This window comes from Nitrospirillum goiasense (genome assembly GCF_034427435.1).
GTDB lineage: Bacteria > Pseudomonadota > Alphaproteobacteria > Azospirillales > Azospirillaceae > Nitrospirillum.
Window position 1 is genome coordinate 1,565,109 of sequence record NZ_JAXQNP010000002.1, and the last position, 17,490, is coordinate 1,582,598.

Consider the following 17,490-nt stretch of genomic DNA (forward strand, 5'->3'; position numbering starts at 1 on the left):
AGAAATGGCTCACGGCCCTTCATCCTCTTTCAAAAACCCGGTGGTCAACTGGCTCGACCAGCGGCTGCCGATCTTCACCATGATCCAGAAGGAATACGGGGTGTTTCCCACCCCGCGTAACTTCAACTACTTCTGGAACTTCGGTGCCATCGCCATGATCATGCTGGTGACGATGATCGTCTCCGGCATCGTGCTGGCGATGCATTACACGCCCAACACCAACCTGGCCTTCAACTCCGTCGAGCGCATCATGCGCGACGTGAACTTCGGCTGGTTGATCCGCTACATCCACATGAACGGCGCGTCGTTCTTCTTCATCGCCGTTTATATCCACATCTTCCGCGGTCTCTACTACGGCTCCTACAAGAAGCCGCGTGAGCTGCTGTGGATGATCGGTGTGGTGATCTTCCTGCTGATGATGGCCACGGCCTTCATGGGGTACGTGCTGCCGTGGGGCCAGATGAGCTTCTGGGGCGCCACCGTCATCACCAACCTGTTCTCGGCCCTGCCGCTGGTGGGCCAGGACATCGTGACCCTGCTGTGGGGCGGCTTCTCCGTCGACAACCCGACGCTGAACCGCTTCTTCGCCCTGCACTACCTGCTGCCCTTCGTCATTGCCGCGGTCGTGTTCCTGCACGTCGCGGCCCTGCACATCACCGGGTCCAACAACCCGCTGGGTGTGGAGCCCAAGGGCCCGCAGGACACGCTGCCCTTCCACCCCTACTACACGGTGAAGGACAGCTTCGGCACGGTGGTGTACCTGGCCATCTTCGCCGCCTTCGTCTTCTACGCCCCCAACTTCTTCGGCGAGCCGGACAACTACATCCAGGCGAACCCGATGGTGACCCCGCCGCACATCGTGCCGGAGTGGTACTTCCTGCCCTACTACGCGATCCTGCGCTCCATCACCTTCGACATCTCCATCCCCTTCACCGGGTTGAAGCTGATCGAGGCCAAGCTGGGCGGCGTCATCGCCATGTTCGGCTCCATCGCCATCCTGTTCGTCCTGCCCTGGCTGGACACCTCGCCGGTGCGCAGCGCCCGCTTCCGTCCCATCTTCAAGAAGGGCATCCTGGCCTTCCTGGTCGCCTTCTTCCTGCTGATGTACGTGGGCGCCCAGACGGCCGACGCCGCCTGGCACCTGGGGGGCCTGGAAATCCCGCTGGTCTATGTCGGCCAGTTCGCCACCCTCGTCTACTTCGGCTTCTTCCTCTCGCTGCCGTTCGTCGGCCTGATCGAGAAGCCCCTGCCGCTGCCGGCCAGCATCGCCAAGCCCGTCCTGGGTGGTGGGGCCACCGCCGCCGGTGCCGCCGCCAAGCCGATGGAGAAAGCCTGATGCGTCGTCTTCGGTCCCTGATCCTTGCCGGTCTCGTCGCCGTCGCTGCGGCCGCCCCCGCGGTCGCCAGCGAAGAGATGGAGTACCCGAAGAACGAGTGGAGCCACGGTGCCGTCACCCGCGGTTTCAGCAACATCTTCGGCACCTTCGACCGCAAGGCGCTGCAGCGCGGCTTCCAGGTCTACAAGGAAGTCTGCTCCGCCTGCCATTCCATGAACCTGCTGTCGTACCGCAACCTCAGCGCGCTGGGGTACAACGAGGCGGAGATCACCGCCATCGCCGCCGGCTACGACATGACCGACGGGCCCAATGACGAGGGTGAGATGTTCACCCGCAAGGGCGTGCCGGCCGACCACTTCAAGGCCCCGTTCCCCAACGAGAAGGCCGCCGCCGCCGCCAACGGCGGCAAGGCCCCGCCGGACCTGTCGCTGATCGTGAAGGCGCGCAAGGGGGGTGAGGATTACATCGTCGCCCTGATGACGGGCTTCGAGCCGGCCCCGGCCGGCTTCACCGTCCCGTCGGGCGGCAACTACAACAAGGCCTTCCCCGGCCATGTCATCGCCATGCCGCCGCCCCTGTCGGACGGTGGCGTTACCTTCGCCGACGGCACCAAGGCCACGGTGGAGCAGCAGGCCAAGGACGTGGCCACCTTCCTCGCTTGGGCCGCCGAGCCCAACCTGGAAGCCCGCCACGAAATGGGCCTGAAGGTCATGATCTTCCTGATCGTGCTGGCCGGCATCCTCTATGCCGCCAAGCGCGCCGTGTGGGCGGACCAGCACTAAGCCGGTCCCCTGATGGGAAAGTGAAAAGGGCGCCTCGGGATGACCGGGGCGCCCTTTCTTATTTGGCGGGGAATCGATCAGATCTTGGCCGGGCAGGCGGCGTCGAAGGGGCGCAGCCGCTCCTCCGTCATGGGGTGGGATCTCAGCCAGCTTGGGATGGCGCCATCCCCGCCCGCCCCCTTCACTGCGGGACTGGCCACGATTTTGCGCAAGGCGCGGGCAAAGGCGCAGGGGCTGCGCCCATCCCGCGTCAGCCAGGCGAGGGCTGCGGCGTCCGCCTCCGCTTCGAAGCCCCGGGTGTAGTGCAGCGTGGTCAACAGCACCGGCGTCGCCAGCAGAAGCTGACCTGCGCTGCCCATGTCGCCCAGCGTGGCGGCGGCCAGCACGGACATGCCACTGGCGCGCAAGGCCATGCGCAGGCCGTGGCGATGCTGCACATGACCCACCTCATGTGCCAGCACGGCCGCGATTTCCTCGTCATCCAGCAGGTCCACCAGTTGGTCCGTGACGACGATGTCGCCGCCGGGCAAAGCGAAGGCGTTGGGGCCGATGATGGGGGAATTCAGAAAAGACAGCCAGTAATGGGCTGCGTTATCCGGGCCCACCATTGCGGCCAGGGTGCGCTGCAACGCCTTCTGCCGCTCCAACGGCACCTTGGTGTCCGTATCCTTGCCTTGCAGGAGGAGTTGCAGGGCCTGGTCGCTGATGCTCCGCTCCACTTCAAGCGGGACCATGTCGGCAACTTGGTCGGCGGCCAGGGGCACGCCCCAGAACCAAGTGGCAGCGCCGGCCGCCAGGATGACCGGCAGGGACAGGAGTGCGACGCGCCATGACTTTTCCAACCGGTCGCGCCAACCTTCGCGGTGGCCCAGTGTCTCGGCCAGCACCCGTCCCCCATCGAGCATTTCAAGCACGCGGCCGTCAGCCAGCCGGAAGCGCCAGCAATTGCCGCCCACAGGCGGTACGATGGTGATTACAGGCGCGGGTATGAACTCCATTCCCAGATGCAGGCCCTCGGCGCTGGCGGTTACCGGTACCGTCACCGCGCGGGAGGAGCCGGCGACGACCAAGCGGCCGGTGAATTGGGGCGGGGTTTCCGCCATGGCAGGCTGCGTCAAAATCCGATTCCCACGTCGATGTCGAACAGGGACGAGACTTGGTCGCCCACAGCGTCGGGTGTCTTGCCGGTGCTGTCTGTGAAGTGATTCAAGCCGTTGGGTGCCCGCAGGGTGATGCGTTCCAGCATGTAACGGGCGGTACGGCAACGCACCCAGGGATAGGCCAGCCCCACGGTGCAACCCAACAGCAGGACGTTGGTGAGGTAAAGCCCCAGCAATTCCGCCCGCTCCCAAGCTACGTCGACATGCACGGCGTCCGCCCCGCTGCCCAGCGTCGTGTTCGCGTACGCCGTCTTGTGCATGAGCGCGCCGCCCAGCGCGACCAGGATGACGCCGGCGCCATAGGTGAAGGGCAGGCTGGCGAGCGGCGCCAGCTGTGGTCCCAGGATATTGACCAACACCAGGATCGTCAGAACGGCCAGCAGGCTCAAGGGAATGAAGATCGCCAGCAGCAACAGCGCAATTTTGTAAAACTGCCGTGTCGCAGGCACCATGCGCAGGGGGGTGTCGCCATAATGGCAATTATCAATGCGCCACCGATGCTGCTGATGCAGAACGTAGGGGTAGAGCAGGCCCCCCGTGAACACGCTCAGGAACGGCAGTCCCAGATAACATATGTACGCCCCCTTCAGGGCGTCCGGCGCATGGGAAAAGCCGAACCGCACGCCCCGGTAGGAGGTGACGCGCAGGCGGAAGCGTAAGGCCCGGACGGCCATCCAGGGCATCAGTAGCAGAAACACGCCCAGAGGGATGAACGCGTAGAGCGATTGCTGGTGATTCAGGATGACGTACGGCACCAGCAGGCACAAAGCGATGGCCCGGCCGATCAGGATGGCTAAAGGCGCGCCATGATACCCAAAGCGCGAACCATCCAACTCCGTCGCCTCGTGGAAATAGCGCTGGGTCCGCACCTTGGCCCAGGCGGAATAAACGCCCAGGGTGACGATGGACAGCAATACGTTCACGATCCAGATCGGGAAATACTCGCGGCCTGTTCCGTGGAAGCGGAAGGTGTACAGCTCGCGATGCGCCGGGTAGTCTGCGGCGCTGGACACATCGACAGAGTCAGGCATTGTTCCCCCATGTGCTGGCGCGGCCACTTCCCCAAAAGCAAGCCACGTCACCACTCTAACGTAATTTTATGTAAGCGATACACGCGCCGGATGAGCCGTTGCATGAATTCGGCAATCCTTGAAGGATGGGCGGCATGGGTGTGCTGACGGCGGCGGAGGTCTTGGCCTTTTGGTTCGGGGATCTGACGCCGGACGATTGGTTCGAGGGCGGGGCGGACATCGATGCGCGCGTCCGCGACCGGCTGGCCGACAGCTACCACGCGGCGGCCGAGGGGGCGCTGGACGCCTGGGCCGGCACGTCGGACGGGGCCTTGGCCTTGCTGATCCTGCTGGACCAGGTGCCGCGCAACATCTTCCGGGGTGACGCCCTGGCCTTCGCCACGGACGGGCGGGCGCAAGAACTGGCCACCCGCGCCGTGGCCCGGGCGCAGGATTTGGAACAGCCGGTGGAGCGGCGTGTCTTCTTCTACCTGCCGTTCGAGCATGCCGAGGAGATCGTGCTGCAGGATTGCTGCGTCGCCCTGGTGGCGGAGCGCATCGGGGCCGGCGATCACCTGGACCATGCCGAGCGGCATCGCGAGGTCATCCGCCGCTTCGGCCGCTTCCCCCACCGCAACGGCATCCTGGGCCGCGCCTGCACGGCGGCGGAACGGGAGTATCTGGACCAGCCGGGGGCCGGCTTCTGACGGAGGGGGTGCGGCGGACAGCCGCAGGCCATCCCGCAGATGGGCACGTCCTAAAGTGGTTCTATGACCGATCCGTCATCGCCGTTACCATCCCCACCGAAGGGTTCGACCGGACCCATCGCGGGGAGCATGAGATGAACGCGTACACCAAGGCACTGACCTTGAATGGAATTTTAATGGGTGTCGGTCTGGGGCTGCTGTTGGGGGCCAGCGTCCCGGCCTGGGCCGCCGCGACGCCGGAGCAGGTGAAGAAGGCGGTGGACGCCGGTGACCTGCCGGCGGCCGAACACATGCTGCGCGACGCCATCCGCGAGCATGGCGACAGCGCCCGCGCCCATTATGAGTTGGGCGAGGTGCTGGGCATGGAGGGCCTGCACCAGGACGCCGTGGGCGAACTGGAACTGGCCCGCAAGATCGACCCGACCCTGCATTTCGCGCGCAGCCCGGAGACGTTCCAGCAGCATCTGGCGCGCGAACAGTCCTTCCTGAAGCCGGCGGCGGCGGAACCCGCCCCGGCGCCCAAGCCCACCCCGGAGCCCAAGCTCGCCGCGCCCGTCGCGTCGCAGGCGGTGTCCCACCCGCCGGCCCCGGCACCCAAGCCCTCCGACGACGGCGGCATGACCGTCATCCTGGTGGTGGGTGGCCTCCTGCTGGCGGCCCTGGCCATCTTCATGGTGTTCCGCACCCGCCGCCCGGCCTATGGCGGCGGCTATCGCCCGGCCACCGGCCCGGTGCCGCCGCCCTATCCCCAATCGGCGCCCCCTGTCTACGGCCAGCCCGGCTATGCCCCGGTGGTGGTGCAGGACAACAGCGGCTCCGGCTTCCTGACCGGCATGGTCGTGGGGGAACTGATGTCCGGTGGCCATCGCCACGACACCGTGATCCACGAGACGGTGGTGAACAACGTCACGGAAAACCGGGTCTATGAGACGGAGCGCCGGCCGGACCCCAGCTTCAATTCCGGCAGCTCGTCCAGCGATGGCTGGGGCGGGTCGTCGGACGGCGGTGCGTCGTCCAGCAGCTTCGATAGCGGCAGCAGCAGCGACAGCAGCAACTGGTGAGGTTTCAGAAGAACGCGGCGGCGTAGGCCGGGTCGTACTGCATGGCGCCGACCCGGTTGCCCTCCGTGTCCTCCAGATAGATCAGGCGGCCCACGCCGTCGATGGTGTAGGGCGGCATCGCGATGGTGCCGCCATGGGCCGTCACCTTGGCCATGATGGCGTCCAGGTCATCCACGCCCACGGTGCATTCAAAGCCCTTCATGCCCGTGCCGGTCACGGGTTCGTGCCGTTGCTGCAGGGCGCCGCCCACGGCCCGCTCCCCCTCCGCCCCGGTCTGGATCAGGTAAAAGCCCGGTGGCCCCCAGGGGGTGATGCGCCAGTCGAACACCGCCTCATAGAACGCCTTGGCGCGCTCCACATCCTCGGCATGGATGGCGAAGAAGCGCAGGTGGTTGGCCATGGGGACCTCCGTGGTGGGAATGACTGGATGATGCCGTAGGCGGGCTTGGCCGTCTTGCGCTAGGATGACGATCTATGTCGCAAAGGCGCCAACATGGCCGACCCCTTCCTCATCCGCAGCCTGGCCCTGACCTTCAGCGATGGCCATCGCCTGCACACGCACCGGCATGACTGGGGCCAACTGCTGTACGCCGCGCGCGGTGTCATGCGGGTGACGGCGGGCGACGTCGTCTGGCTGGTGCCGCCGGCGCAGGCGGTGTGGCTGCCCCCGGGGCCGGCCATGCGGTGGACATGCGCGGCGCCGTCGCCATGCGCACCCTGTACATCGCCCCCGCCCTGGCGGCCGACGCCGGCGCCTTGCCCGATGCCTTGCCCACCGCCTGCCAGGTGCTGGGCGTGGCGCCGCTGCTGCGCGAACTGATCCTGCATGTGGTGTCCGTGGGCATGCTGCGCGCCGATCACGCGGACCAGGCGCGGCTGGCGGGGGTGCTGATGGACCGGCTGGTGGCGGCGGAACGGCTGCCCCTGTCGCTGCCTTGGCCGCGCGACCGCCGGGCCCTGGCGGTGGCTGAACGCCTGCGCCGTGATCCCGCCGATGACTCCGACCTGGATGCGCTGGGCGCCGCCGCGGGCGCCAGCGCCCGCACCCTGCAACGCCTGTTCATGGAAGAGACGGGCCAGCGCTTCGGCGAATGGCGGCAGCGCCTGCGCGTGCTGCACGCCGCCAGCCTGCTGGGAAGCGGCCTGTCTGTCACGGAGGCCGGGCTGGAGGCGGGGTACGCCAGCACCAGCGCCTTCGTCAGCGCCTTCCGCCGCCGCCTGGGCGTGACGCCATCACGCTACCGCGCCCCCATCTCGGCCTCATAGGTCTGGCGCATGAAGTCGATGAAGGCGCGCAAGGGGGCCGGCACGTGGCGGCGGCTGGGATAGTAGAGATACGGGCCGGGGAAGGGGGGCAGCCAATCCTGCAACGCCGGCACCAGCCGCCCGGTGGCCAAGGACGGGGCCAGGAAACCTTCGAAGGTGCAGATCCAACCCAGTCCAGCCTCCGCCGCGCTGACGGCGATGGGCACGCTGTTTCCCACCAGGCGCCCGTCGGGCACGATACGCACCACCTCATCCCCCCGCTCGAACTCCCAGGGCAGGGCGGCGCCGTCGGCGAAGCGGTGGCGCAGGCAGGGGCGGCCGATCAGGTCGCGCGGATGACCGGGCAGACCCTCGCGCGCGATCAGGTCCGGTGATGCCGCCAGGACATAGCGCTGCGGCGGGCTGATGGGCACGGCCACCACGTCCTGGGCCAGCGCCTCGCCATAGCGGATGCCGGCGTCGAAGCCCTCGGCGAAGACATCGACGAAGGCGTTGTTCTCGATGATCTCCAGCGTGATGCCGGGATAGGCCGCGAGAAAACGGGGCACCAGCGGCGCCAGGGTCAGCGACGACACGACGACGGGCACGTTCAGGCGCAAGAGGCCCGTGGGCGTGTCGCGGAAGCTGTTCACCTCATCCAGCGACTCCGCCACCTCGGTGAACACTGGCGCCAGCCGGGCCACCAGCCGCTGGCCCGCCTCGGTCGGGGTGACGCTGCGCGTCGTGCGGTTCAGCAGGCGGACGCCCAAATCCTCCTCCAGCCGTTTCAGCGCCAGGCTGAGGGTGGAGGGGGCGACGCCCCGCTCCTTGGCGGCGCGGCGGAAGCTGCGGTGGCGGGCCACGGCCAGGAACAGGTCCAGGTCGGCCAGGTTGGGCGCGGGCATGGGGGCACCGTTGTTCGCTTGCCCGAACAGGGTATCGGTGTGGACGCGCCGGGCAAAGAGAAAGGCGGCCGGTATGACCCGCCGCCTTTCTCATTCCGTTAGCGAAACGGGCCTTCCGCCCGCCGCTCCGAGGTATCAGACATTAAACCGGAAATGGAAGATGTCGCCGTCGTTGACGACGTATTCCTTGCCTTCGATGCGCAGCTTGCCGGCATCCTTGGCGCCGGTTTCGCCGCCCAGGGTGACGTAGCTGTCGAAGTCCACCGTCTCGGCCTTGATGAAGCCGCGTTCGAAGTCGGTGTGGATGACCCCGGCGGCCTCCGGCGCCTTGGCGCCGCGGCGCACGGTCCAGGCGCGGGCTTCCTTCGGGCCGACGGTGAAGAAGGTCAGCAGGTTCAAAAGGCCGTAGCCGGCGCGGATCAGGCGGTTCAGGCCCGGCTCCTCCAGCCCCAGGGAGGACAGGTACTCGGCCTTGTCCTCATCGCTCAACTGCGCCAGTTCCGATTCGATGGCGGCGGAGATGACGACCGACACGGCACCCTGGGCCTTGGCCATCTCGGCCACCTTGGCCGACAGGCTGTTGCCGGTGGCGGCGGACGCCTCTTCGACATTGCAGACGTACAGCACGGGCTTGGCGGTCAGCAGCTGGAGCTGGCGCCAATACGGCCGCTCCTCCTCCGACACCTCGGCCACGCGGGCGGGCTTGCCGTCGCGCAGCACGACCAGCGCGCGCTCGATCAGGTCGGCGAAGATCTTCGATTCCTTGTCGCCGCCCTTGGCCTTCTTCTGCAGCGCGGGCAGGCGCTTCTCCAGGCTGTCCATGTCGGACAGCATCAGCTCGGTCTCCACCGTCTCCGCGTCGCGGGTGGGGTCGATGGAACCTTCGACATGGGTGATGTCGCCATCCTCGAAGCAGCGCAGCACATGGACGATGGCGTCCACTTCGCGGATGTTGGCCAGGAACTGGTTGCCCAGGCCTTCACCCTTGGAGGCGCCGCGCACCAGGCCGGCGATGTCCACGAACTCCAACTGGGTGGGGACGGTCTTCTGCGACTTGGCGATGGTCGCCAGCTTGTCCAGGCGCGGGTCGGGCACGCCGACGCGGCCCACATTGGGCTCGATGGTGCAGAAGGGGTAATTGGCCGCTTCCGCCGCCGCCGTGCTGGTCAGCGCGTTGAACAGGGTCGACTTGCCGACGTTGGGCAGGCCGACGATGCCGCAATTGAATCCCATGGGAATACTCTGGATGTAAGGGGCCGCTTTGGCCGCGTTTATCGGGCAAAGCCGGCCGGATTGCAAACCGCCGTTATGCAGATCCGCCATCGGCGGGATGGCCGTTCCCGGGCACCCAGCCGGCGGGCGCCATCTCGAACGCCTGGAACTCGAACGCCGGCGCCACGGTGCAGCCGACCAGGGTCCAGTCGCCCAGGGATTCGGCAGCCTGCCATTGCCCGGCCGGCACCACACCCTGGGGCCGCTGGCCGGCCAGCAGGTCGGTGCCCAGGATCAGCTCGGCCGTGGCCCGGCCGTCGGCGGACAGCGACAGGCGCAGGGGGGCGCCGGCATGCCAGTGCCACACCTCATCCGCATCCAGCACCCGGTGCCAGTGCGACCGCTCCCCCGCCTTCAGCAGGAAATAGATGGCGGTGGAGCTACCCCGGCCACCACCCGCTGGGGCGTGGCGGTAGGTTTCCACATAGTGCCCGCCCTCGGGATGGGGCTTGAGGCCCAGCAGGCGGATGATGCTGTCGGCGTCCAAGGGGACGTCCAAGGAGGTGGGCTCCATCGGCTCAGCCCCGCGGCGGCACGGTCAGGCGGAAGCTTTCCCGGTCCGATGCCTGGGTGAACCAAGTGGCCAGCTTGGGCGCCCGCTGACGCCAGTGGTCGCACTCCCACCGCAGGTCCAGGTAGGCCAGGGCGATCACCACCGACAGGGTGCCGATGGTCAGGCCCTGCAACTGGTCGACCTCGGTTTCCAGCAGGTCCACGGCGCGGGTCATGGCCTGGCGCTGGCGGTCCGTCCAACTGGCGGAGCGCAGGTTCTCCGGCCGCAGGCCCTCCATGCGGCGCAGGATGGCGGCGTCGCACATGCCGTCGGCGATGGCCTGCTGCCGCAGCGCCAGCCAGCGCGCCGGCCCCGCCGCCGGGAACAAGGGCTGCCCCACCGTGCCCAGGCTGTCCAGGTATTCGGCGACGACCGGGCTGTCGAACAGGGTCAGGCCGTCATCCGTCACCAGGGTCGGAATCTTGCCCAGGGGGTTCAGGGTGGGCACCACCGTTTCCGGCGACCAGACATCGGTGGGCGACAGGTCGATCCGGGACGCCAGTCCCCGCTCATGGGCGACCATCAGCGCCTTGCGCACGAAGGGGGACGTCTGGCTGTAGAAGAGCTTCATGAGGCGGGCTTTCGGGAAAGGCTGGAACGCAAGGGCTTCTTATCCCCGGAAATCGTCTTTCCGGCGGCGGATTTCGGCGAAGACGGCCACCGGGTCGCCACCCTCCAACCCCACGGCGGCGGCCAGGGCGGGCAGGTCGGCGCGCAGGAAGGGGTTGGTCGCCCGCTCCACGGCCAGGGTGGTGGGCAGGGTGGGGCGGTCGTCGGCGCGCAGGGCGGTGACCTCCCGCATGCGGGCCGCCAAGTCGGCGTTGTCCGGCTCCAGCGTCAGGGCGAAGCGCCCGTTGCCGGCCGTGTATTCGTGGGCGCAATAAACAGTGGTTTCGGGCGGCAGGGCGCGCAGCCGGGTGAGGGAGTGCCACATCTGCGCCGGCGTGCCCTCGAACAGGCGTCCGCAGCCCATGGAGAACAGCGTGTCGCCGGAGAACAGCACGGCGTCCTCCCCCCATGGTAGGCGATGTGGCCCCGCGTATGTCCGGGCACGTCGATGCCAATGAAGGGACAGGCGCCGATGGTGAAGTGGTCGCCATCGGCGATGGCGCGGTCGATGCCGGGAATACGGTCCCGGTCGGCGGCGGGGCCGATGATGGTGGCGCCGTGGCGCGCCTTCAGGTCCAGGTTGCCGCCGACATGGTCGCCATGGTGGTGGGTGTTGACGATCAGGTCCAGGGTCCAGCCGCGCCGCTCCAGCACCGCCGTCACCGGGGCGGCCTCAGCCGGGTCGACAACCGCCACCGTGCCCGTGGCGCCGCAGCGCAGCAGGTGGATGTAGTTGTCGCTGAGGGCGGGGATCAGCGCGACGTCCAGGCGGTTTTGGGGCGGTGTCATGGGCGCAAACCTATCGCAGCGTGGGATGTAATGCTAATCCTTGCGGCAACCGCCCGCACCATCGCTTGACAGGGCGCCAACGCCGGGATTGCCTACACGGGAAGTCCCCCCTCAACCATACCCGAACCGAAACGGCTTATGAGTGATCTGCTGACGGCGGTGGCGATCTTTATGATGGTGGCGGGGCTGTCCTACCTCGCCGCCCTGGCCGTTTCCCATCTGGTTGAACGCCACCTGCACCTCAGCGAAGGGGTGGACCGGGTGGATGAGCGCTTCCAGGAGGCGAACATCCTGCATCGCAAGTTCGAGGACCGGGGCGCCAAGATCATGCCGCGCGTCGCCCGCCTGGACAACGCGCTGAAGTCCGCCCGCCGCCAGAACTACATGTCCACCCGCCGCGTCGCGGATTTGGAGGCCCGGCGCGACCAGTTGATCCGCGTGCTGGGGGAGGAGGAGGCCTTTTCCCGCCCCGGCCGGCCCGCCCGCCATTTCGTGGCGGCGGTGATCAACCGCCATGTGCAACGGGCCGTGCTGGAACAAAAGGAGGTGCTGGGCCTGTCGCGCAGCTGGGCGCGTACCCAGAACGTCCACGCCTGGGCCCCCAACGCCGCCGACGCCAAGACCTTGGTGGAAAGCTATTACCCCCATTCCATGGGCTTCCACATCATCGAGATCCGCGAGCCGTCGCAGGATGGCCCGGGGGATGAAGAGGGCGATGAGGTCATCCACGACGAGGCGGATGCCTCGCCCGCCCGGTCCTGAGCCTGCCCATGACCATCAGCTTTTCCCTGCTGTTCGGCATCGCCGCCGGTCTCACCGCCGCCGGCCAGGTGGCCAGCGCCACCGCCCGGCGCATCCGGCGCATGCGGCGCGACACCCGCGCGCGCCGCATGCAGGTGGAGGAGCTGTTCCAGACCGTGCGCGGCCAGGCCAAGCTGACCCTGGATCTGAAGCGCGAGGAGCGCAAGATGACGGCGGAGCTTGAGCAGTTGCGCAGCAGCGTCACGGAACATGACCGGCTGGCCGAGGCCCGGCGGGCGGATGAGGCCCTGCTGTATGTCTATGACGAGCGCCGCATGCCGAACGACAGCGGCTTCACCGTCACCATCAGCCATTCCAATTTCCAGATGGTGTCGCGGGGCGCACCGGAGCCGGTGGTGTCGTCCTGGCGTCTGGGGCGCCGCTACCTGGTGTGGGCGTCCAGCGCCAAGCTGGCCGTGTCCAAGACCTTGCAGCGCTTCCCGCCCGAGCGGGGCTATGCGGTCAAAGGCGGAGAACTCTACCCCACCGACCCGGAGGAGTTGTAGGACGGGTGGCGCAGGGTGTCGCAGGGCGATGCGTCGCCTTGCGGGGGGAATGTGCGCTTGTCTCCAAACGCCCTGCCATGGTCCCAGCCTTGCCCGCCTTCCGCCGCAATCCCGGTGCTGAATAAGGCCATCAACGGTCGCTTTCCTCCCATGGCCCCCTAATGGTGGCCGCCAATCGGGGTAGGGGCCGGACGGATGTTCCTCCTTCGGGATCAGCGTGACGCCATGTTGCTCAAGACAGTCTTCCTTCCCCTGACCGCCGCGGGCTTCGGCGCCGTGGCCGGGTTGTGGGACCTGACGTCCGCCAGCCTCGACGGCACCTTGGTCATGCTGGCCGTCGCGGGCTTCCTGCTGGCCGTGGCCGCGCCCCAGCAATGGGGCGTGTGGGTCCTGGTCATCGGCGTGGGCGTCCTGCTGGCCCATTTGGTGACCCCCGCCCGTCCCGGCATGCTGTTCGACCTGACGGTCGTGTCCGGCCTGGTGGCGGGGGCCGTGGCCCTGCTGCCGGCGGCGGTGGGGGCGGTGGTGGCCCTGGCCGTGCTGTGGGTCCTGCGCCCCGCGCTGCCGATCGGCCAATCCACGCAGGGCAGCCTATCGCCGGCCACCTTGGCGCACCGGGGGGCTGATGCCGCCCGCCGCGTGGCCGGCCGCGTGGCGACCTTCAACGGTAACTCCCTGGGCGGTGGTCCCCTGGGTGGGCGGGCCAGCCTGGATGCCGGCGACTGAGTCCTCGCACCACCACGCACCATCCGGTGGCACCACCTGGTGGACGTGTGGAAACGGTCCGGCGTCTGTCTTCAGGGCGTTTGTTGACAGCGTCATCGCGCCCACCCTACGGTCGCGCCGCCTCTCCCGCCGTTCCAGGGCGGGGATCGACACCATGCAACGCCGTAGGGACCATCCCATGAAAATTGCTGCCGCCGTCGCCTTCCTGGCCATCGCCGTCGCCGGTTCCGCCGCCGCCGATCCGGCCGGCGATCCCGTGAAGGGTGAAAAAGTCTTCCTGCGCTGCAAGGCTTGCCACAGCGCCGAAAAGGACGGCGCCGACAAGCTGGGCCCCAACTTGTGGGGCGTGGTCGGCCGCGCGTCCGGTAGCAAAGACGGCTTCAACTACTCCCCCGCCATGAAGGGCGCCGGCAAAACCTGGGATGCCGCCACGCTGGACACCTACCTGACCAATCCGCGGGCCTTGGTGCCGGGCAACCGCATGGCCTTCCCCGGCCTGCCCAACCCCCAGGACCGCGCCGACGTGATCGCCTATCTGTCGACCTTGAAGTAAGCGCCGGTATCCGGCCCTGATCCCAATGGGTCGGGGCCGGATCGTTGCGATCGCGCGACTGCTGCCGCCGCGACACAACCGCGGACATTCGCCGGAATGTGACTTTTGATCCCTTGACGGCGGGGGATGCTTTCGTGGGACTTTGCCTCCGCGTCAAGAACGAGCAGGCCGCCTGAACGGCCCGCCGTGGAGGGAATAGAGGGAGCCCATGACCAGCCGGATGTTACGCACGACCACCGCCATGGCGGTGGCGATGATGGCGTCTTTCGTCGGTTTCACCGCGCACGCGCAGCAATATTCCGCCGGCATCGTCTTCGGCGACAGCCTCAGCGATCCAGGCAATCTGGTGCCTTTGGGCTTGGCCCCGCCGCCGCCCTATTACAATGGCCGCTTTTCCAACGGCCCGTTGTGGGATGAGAAGGTGGGCGCCCTGATCGGCGGCGTGCCGTTCAAGAGCTACGCCTATGGCGGCGCGCGGTCGACGGCCGAGCGGCCCATCGATTTCCTGAACCAGATCAACGCCTTCCTGGCGGCCAAGCCGACCATCACCAGCAGCCAGCTGTATTCCCTGTGGATCGGCGCCAACGACTATTTCCAATACGCCACCAGCGGCTCCACCGTGGATCCGGCGACGGAGGCGGCCACGGTGGTGGGCAACATCGGCACCGGCGCCAACAAGCTGATCGCCGCGGGCGCCCGTAATTTCCTGATTTTCAACCTGCCCAATCTGGGCAACACCCCCTCCATCTCGGCGCAGGGGGCGGCGGCGGCGCTGCAGGCCAACCAGCTGACGGCCATCCACAACGCCGACGTGCTGAACCTGACCAAGAGCCTGAACGGCACCAACGGCGCCCGGGTCATCCTGGTCGACGTGAACACCATCTTCAGCATGATCCAGGCCAACCCGTCGGCCTATGGCATCACCGACGCCACCCATTCCTGCCTGCTGGGCGGCAAGGCCACCGGCTACTGCACCGCGTCCAACATCAACACCATGCTGTTCTGGGATGATGTGCATCCCACCACCACCGGCCATACCCTGGTGGCGGAGTATGTGGCGGGCACCCTGACCACGGTGCTGCAGGCGCCCCAGGCCGCCGTGGCCGCCACGCAGTTGAACTTCATCGCCGATGACGGCATGACCGGCGCTGTCCGCGCCCGCCTGAACGGCATCCGCTCCGGCACCGGCGTGGCCGGTGTGGGTGGCGGCATGGGGACCGGCACCTCGACCGGCCGCGACGGCCGCGTCGGCGTGTTCCTCTACGGCAACTACGGCACCGGTGACCGCGACGCCATCGCCGGCCAGATGGGCTATAATTACGACAGCTACACCGGTGCCTTGGGCGTCGATTACCGGGTGTCGGACACCGTCACCACCGGCATCGCGCTGGGCTATGGCGACAACCGCATGCGCTTCCAGAACAATTTCGGGAAGGATGAGCTGCATGCCTACAACCTGATGGCCTATGCCACGGCCAATATGGGCGCGTTCTACGCCGACGGCATGATCACCTACGGCTATGACGAGTTCACCCAGATGCAGCGCCAGACCGGCTTCGCGCCGCAGCCTTGGGGCAACGCCACGCCCAACGGCTCGACCTACGGCGCCAGCCTGTCGGGCGGATACAGCGTCAATCTGGGCAATGTGGCCCTGGGCCCCACGGCGGGCCTGCGCTACACCCGCGCCAGCATCCACAGCTATACGGAAAAGGATGCCGGCGCCCTGGCGATGAGCGTCCCGGACTTCGACGCCGAAAGCTTCCGCGCCCAGGCGGGCGGCCAGCTCGCCGTGCCTTTCGTGATGGGCGACGTGGTGGTGGCGCCGCAGATCCAGGCCGGCGTGCAGCATGAGTTCCTGAACTCCGGCCGCATCTTCCAGGCCACCCTGCCGGGTGGCCAGGTGGCGGAGACGGATGCGGGTGCCGGTAAGCGCACCTCCTACTACGGCGGCGGTGGCATCGCCATTCAGGCCAACGGCTTCAACGTCGCCGTCTCCTACCAGGGGACGTTCGACAATGGCGACCGCACCGACCATGCCGTCATGGGCCACATCCGCGTCGGCTTCTGAAGCCACAACAACAGCGCAAGGTTGACTAGGGGCGCGGGATATTCCCGCGCCTTTTTTATTGCTACCCTTGCCCAATCCGAACAATGACGCGAGGGGATGAGATCATGTCCCGTTTGCGGTTTCCTCTGGGCCTAGCCGCCTCTGCCCTGGCCGTGCCCTTGCTGACGGGGGCCGGCCCGTTGCCCGGTGTTCCCGCCGCCATTAACCCCGCTCAGGCCATTCTGGACACCGACCGCGCCTTCGCCGCCCAGGCGCGGGAAGTGGGGGTGGGGGCCGCGTTCCAGGCCTTTGCCGCCGAGGAGGTCACCCTGCTGAACCGGCCCCAGGCCAAGGTGGACCGGGCGGCGCTGGCCACCCTGTTCCCGGCGGGGCTGGAACTGGAATGGGCGCCGGAGGACGCCTCTGTCTCCGCCGACGGCACCCTGGGCTATAGTTGGGGCAAGGCCCGCTCCCGTCTCAAGAAGCCGGACGGCACGGTGGTGGAACGCCCGCCCGTGCGCTACGTCACCATCTGGCGCCGGGCCACCCGGGACGCCCCCTGGCGCTTCATCCTCGACGGCGGCACGGTCGATCCGGAATGGGAGGCGGCGCAGCCCAAGACGCGGTGATGGCCGGTCAGGTGATCGTTCGCCGCACATCCTTCAGCAAGATGTAAAGGTGATAAAGGTCAGTGGGCGACGGGGCGAAACCATACCGCTCATAGAAGCTGCGGGCCTCATCATCCTTGGCGTGAACAACAAGCGCGCGTATGCCCGCGAGGTCCGCCGCCCGGAGCGTCCGCGTCATCGCATCCTTCAGCAGCCCAGAGCCCAGCCTTTGGCCCTGGCAATCCGTCGCCACGGCCAACCGGGCCAGCACCATGACGGGGATCGGATGGCGGGCCATGCCCTTGGTCAGTCGCTCGGCCGCTTCCGCATGGGCGATTTCACCGACGGCAAGGCTGTAGAAGCCGACGACACGATCACCTTTCAAGGCAAGATAGGTGTTTGAGGCGCCGGCTTGTTGGCTTTGCGTGGCATGACGGATCAGGAAACGGTTGAGTGCCTCCCGGCCGCAGTCGAAGCCCTCGACGCCATGGGTCCGGTCGAGCTTTTCGATACGCAATCCGTTCATTCGTTGGAAGGCCGCTCGAACACGCTCGGTTCGGTGAGGAGGGCTTTCAGTTCCGCGATTGGTTTGGCCGGGGCATCCAAGGCGTCCTGAAACGCCTGCCACCTTTCGGCATCCAGATCGAAGCGCGTACGATCCGGCAGCGTTTCCGCCGCCCGGGCCAGCGCGCTCTCTATCACGAACTCACTGACAGAGCGGGAGGTGGCGCTGGCCGCCAGCTGCAGCGTGCGCTTGGCACTTGGGGTCAGCCTCAGGTCCAGCTTCTGGGTGCGGGGGCCGGTTTTGGCCATCGGATAT

Annotated in this window: 20 protein-coding genes and 2 pseudogenes; 12 read left to right on the forward strand and 10 right to left on the reverse strand. The window is 67.5% G+C overall.

Translation table 11 applies throughout. From position 1 onward, the window contains the following. Nucleotides 1-4: 4 nt before the first annotated feature. Nucleotides 5-1,336 (forward strand): cytochrome b, encoded by a 1,332-nt coding sequence (locus ULB03_RS09740; protein WP_322482960.1) that lies wholly within the window; start codon nt 5-7, stop codon nt 1,334-1,336. Next, nucleotides 1,336-2,118, forward strand: coding sequence for a cytochrome c1 (locus ULB03_RS09745; protein WP_322482961.1), 783 nt, complete (start codon nt 1,336-1,338; stop codon nt 2,116-2,118). The genes ULB03_RS09740 and ULB03_RS09745 overlap by 1 nt, the downstream gene beginning before the upstream one ends. A 77-nt stretch (nt 2,119-2,195) precedes the next feature. Here ULB03_RS09745 and ULB03_RS09750 read toward each other — a convergent pair whose 3' ends face one another. Further along, the gene (locus ULB03_RS09750; RefSeq protein WP_322482962.1) at nt 2,196-3,236 is read right to left on the reverse strand and encodes a M48 family metallopeptidase; all 1,041 of its coding nucleotides are present in this window, start codon (nt 3,234-3,236) and stop codon (nt 2,196-2,198) included. After that, entirely contained in the window at nt 3,233-4,309 is a 1,077-nt protein-coding gene (locus ULB03_RS09755; protein ID WP_322482963.1) for a YjgN family protein, read from the reverse strand. Before ULB03_RS09755 ends, ULB03_RS09750 begins: the two co-directional genes overlap by 4 nt. Before the next feature lie 134 nt (nt 4,310-4,443). Between ULB03_RS09755 and ULB03_RS09760 the strand changes: the two genes are divergently transcribed. Beyond that, nucleotides 4,444-4,995 (forward strand): DUF924 family protein, encoded by a 552-nt coding sequence (locus ULB03_RS09760; RefSeq protein ID WP_322482964.1) that lies wholly within the window; start codon nt 4,444-4,446, stop codon nt 4,993-4,995. A gap of 176 nt (nt 4,996-5,171) precedes the next feature. Further along, on the forward strand, nt 5,172-6,056 hold the full coding sequence (locus ULB03_RS09765) for a tetratricopeptide repeat protein (RefSeq protein WP_322482965.1): 885 nt from the start codon (nt 5,172-5,174) through the stop codon (nt 6,054-6,056). A gap of 4 nt (nt 6,057-6,060) precedes the next feature. Here the strand turns inward: ULB03_RS09765 and ULB03_RS09770 are convergent, their stop codons facing one another. After that, the gene (locus tag ULB03_RS09770) at nt 6,061-6,456 is read right to left on the reverse strand and encodes a VOC family protein (RefSeq protein ID WP_322482966.1); all 396 of its coding nucleotides are present in this window, start codon (nt 6,454-6,456) and stop codon (nt 6,061-6,063) included. Between the two features lie 93 nt (nt 6,457-6,549). On the opposite strand from ULB03_RS09770, the pseudogene ULB03_RS27405 reads away from it, so the two are divergent. Both ULB03_RS27405 and ULB03_RS09775 read left to right on the forward strand, forming a co-directional pair. Continuing rightward, nucleotides 6,550-6,669: pseudogene (locus ULB03_RS27405) on the forward strand (cupin domain-containing protein); the annotation flags it as partial. A 44-nt stretch (nt 6,670-6,713) separates the two neighbouring features. After that, entirely contained in the window at nt 6,714-7,322 is a 609-nt protein-coding gene (locus ULB03_RS09775) for an AraC family transcriptional regulator (RefSeq protein WP_322482967.1), read from the forward strand. Here the strand turns inward: ULB03_RS09775 and ULB03_RS09780 are convergent. The 5 genes and pseudogenes from ULB03_RS09780 to gloB form a co-directional block, all read right to left on the reverse strand. Beyond that, the gene (locus ULB03_RS09780) at nt 7,295-8,206 is read right to left on the reverse strand and encodes a LysR family transcriptional regulator (protein ID WP_322482968.1); all 912 of its coding nucleotides are present in this window, start codon (nt 8,204-8,206) and stop codon (nt 7,295-7,297) included. The genes ULB03_RS09775 and ULB03_RS09780 overlap by 28 nt on opposite strands. A gap of 135 nt (nt 8,207-8,341) precedes the next feature. Beyond that, nucleotides 8,342-9,439, reverse strand: a complete 1,098-nt coding sequence (gene ychF, locus ULB03_RS09785) for a redox-regulated ATPase YchF (RefSeq protein WP_322482969.1) — start codon at nt 9,437-9,439, stop codon at nt 8,342-8,344. Nucleotides 9,440-9,512: 73 nt separating this feature from the next. Further along, the gene (locus tag ULB03_RS09790) at nt 9,513-9,977 is read right to left on the reverse strand and encodes a cupin domain-containing protein (protein ID WP_322482970.1); all 465 of its coding nucleotides are present in this window, start codon (nt 9,975-9,977) and stop codon (nt 9,513-9,515) included. Nucleotides 9,978-9,996: 19 nt separating this feature from the next. Beyond that, nucleotides 9,997-10,602, reverse strand: a complete 606-nt coding sequence (locus ULB03_RS09795; protein WP_322482971.1) for a glutathione S-transferase N-terminal domain-containing protein — start codon at nt 10,600-10,602, stop codon at nt 9,997-9,999. 39 nt (nt 10,603-10,641) lie between these two features. Next, nucleotides 10,642-11,429 (reverse strand): annotated as a pseudogene (gloB, locus tag ULB03_RS09800) (hydroxyacylglutathione hydrolase). Between the two features lie 138 nt (nt 11,430-11,567). On the opposite strand from gloB, the gene ULB03_RS09805 reads away from it, so the two are divergent. The 6 genes from ULB03_RS09805 to ULB03_RS09830 all read left to right on the forward strand — a co-directional run bounded on the left by ULB03_RS09805 (nt 11,568) and on the right by ULB03_RS09830 (nt 16,691). Further along, nucleotides 11,568-12,191: a hypothetical protein gene (locus ULB03_RS09805; protein WP_322482972.1), complete on the forward strand. Its 624-nt coding sequence runs from the start codon at nt 11,568-11,570 to the stop codon at nt 12,189-12,191. A gap of 8 nt (nt 12,192-12,199) precedes the next feature. Next, nucleotides 12,200-12,736 carry a hypothetical protein gene (locus ULB03_RS09810; protein WP_322482973.1) on the forward strand — a complete coding sequence of 179 codons (537 nt, stop codon included), beginning with the start codon at nt 12,200-12,202 and terminating at the stop codon, nt 12,734-12,736. Between the two features lie 225 nt (nt 12,737-12,961). Beyond that, nucleotides 12,962-13,462: a hypothetical protein gene (locus tag ULB03_RS09815; protein ID WP_322482974.1), complete on the forward strand. Its 501-nt coding sequence runs from the start codon at nt 12,962-12,964 to the stop codon at nt 13,460-13,462. Nucleotides 13,463-13,640: 178 nt separating this feature from the next. After that, nucleotides 13,641-14,015, forward strand: a complete 375-nt coding sequence (locus ULB03_RS09820) for a c-type cytochrome (RefSeq protein WP_322482975.1) — start codon at nt 13,641-13,643, stop codon at nt 14,013-14,015. A gap of 208 nt (nt 14,016-14,223) precedes the next feature. Further along, on the forward strand, nt 14,224-16,083 hold the full coding sequence (locus ULB03_RS09825; protein WP_322482976.1) for an autotransporter domain-containing protein: 1,860 nt from the start codon (nt 14,224-14,226) through the stop codon (nt 16,081-16,083). Between the two features lie 104 nt (nt 16,084-16,187). Beyond that, on the forward strand, nt 16,188-16,691 hold the full coding sequence (locus ULB03_RS09830; protein ID WP_322482977.1) for a hypothetical protein: 504 nt from the start codon (nt 16,188-16,190) through the stop codon (nt 16,689-16,691). A gap of 7 nt (nt 16,692-16,698) precedes the next feature. Here the strand turns inward: ULB03_RS09830 and ULB03_RS09835 are convergent, their stop codons facing one another. Next, a complete protein-coding gene (locus ULB03_RS09835; protein ID WP_322482978.1) occupies nt 16,699-17,187 on the reverse strand; it encodes a GNAT family N-acetyltransferase in 489 nt (162 codons plus the stop codon). 5 nt (nt 17,188-17,192) lie between these two features. Beyond that, complete coding sequence (locus ULB03_RS09840) at nt 17,193-17,483, reverse strand: type II toxin-antitoxin system TacA family antitoxin (protein ID WP_322482979.1); 291 nt, start codon at nt 17,481-17,483, stop codon at nt 17,193-17,195. Nucleotides 17,484-17,490 lie beyond the last annotated feature (7 nt).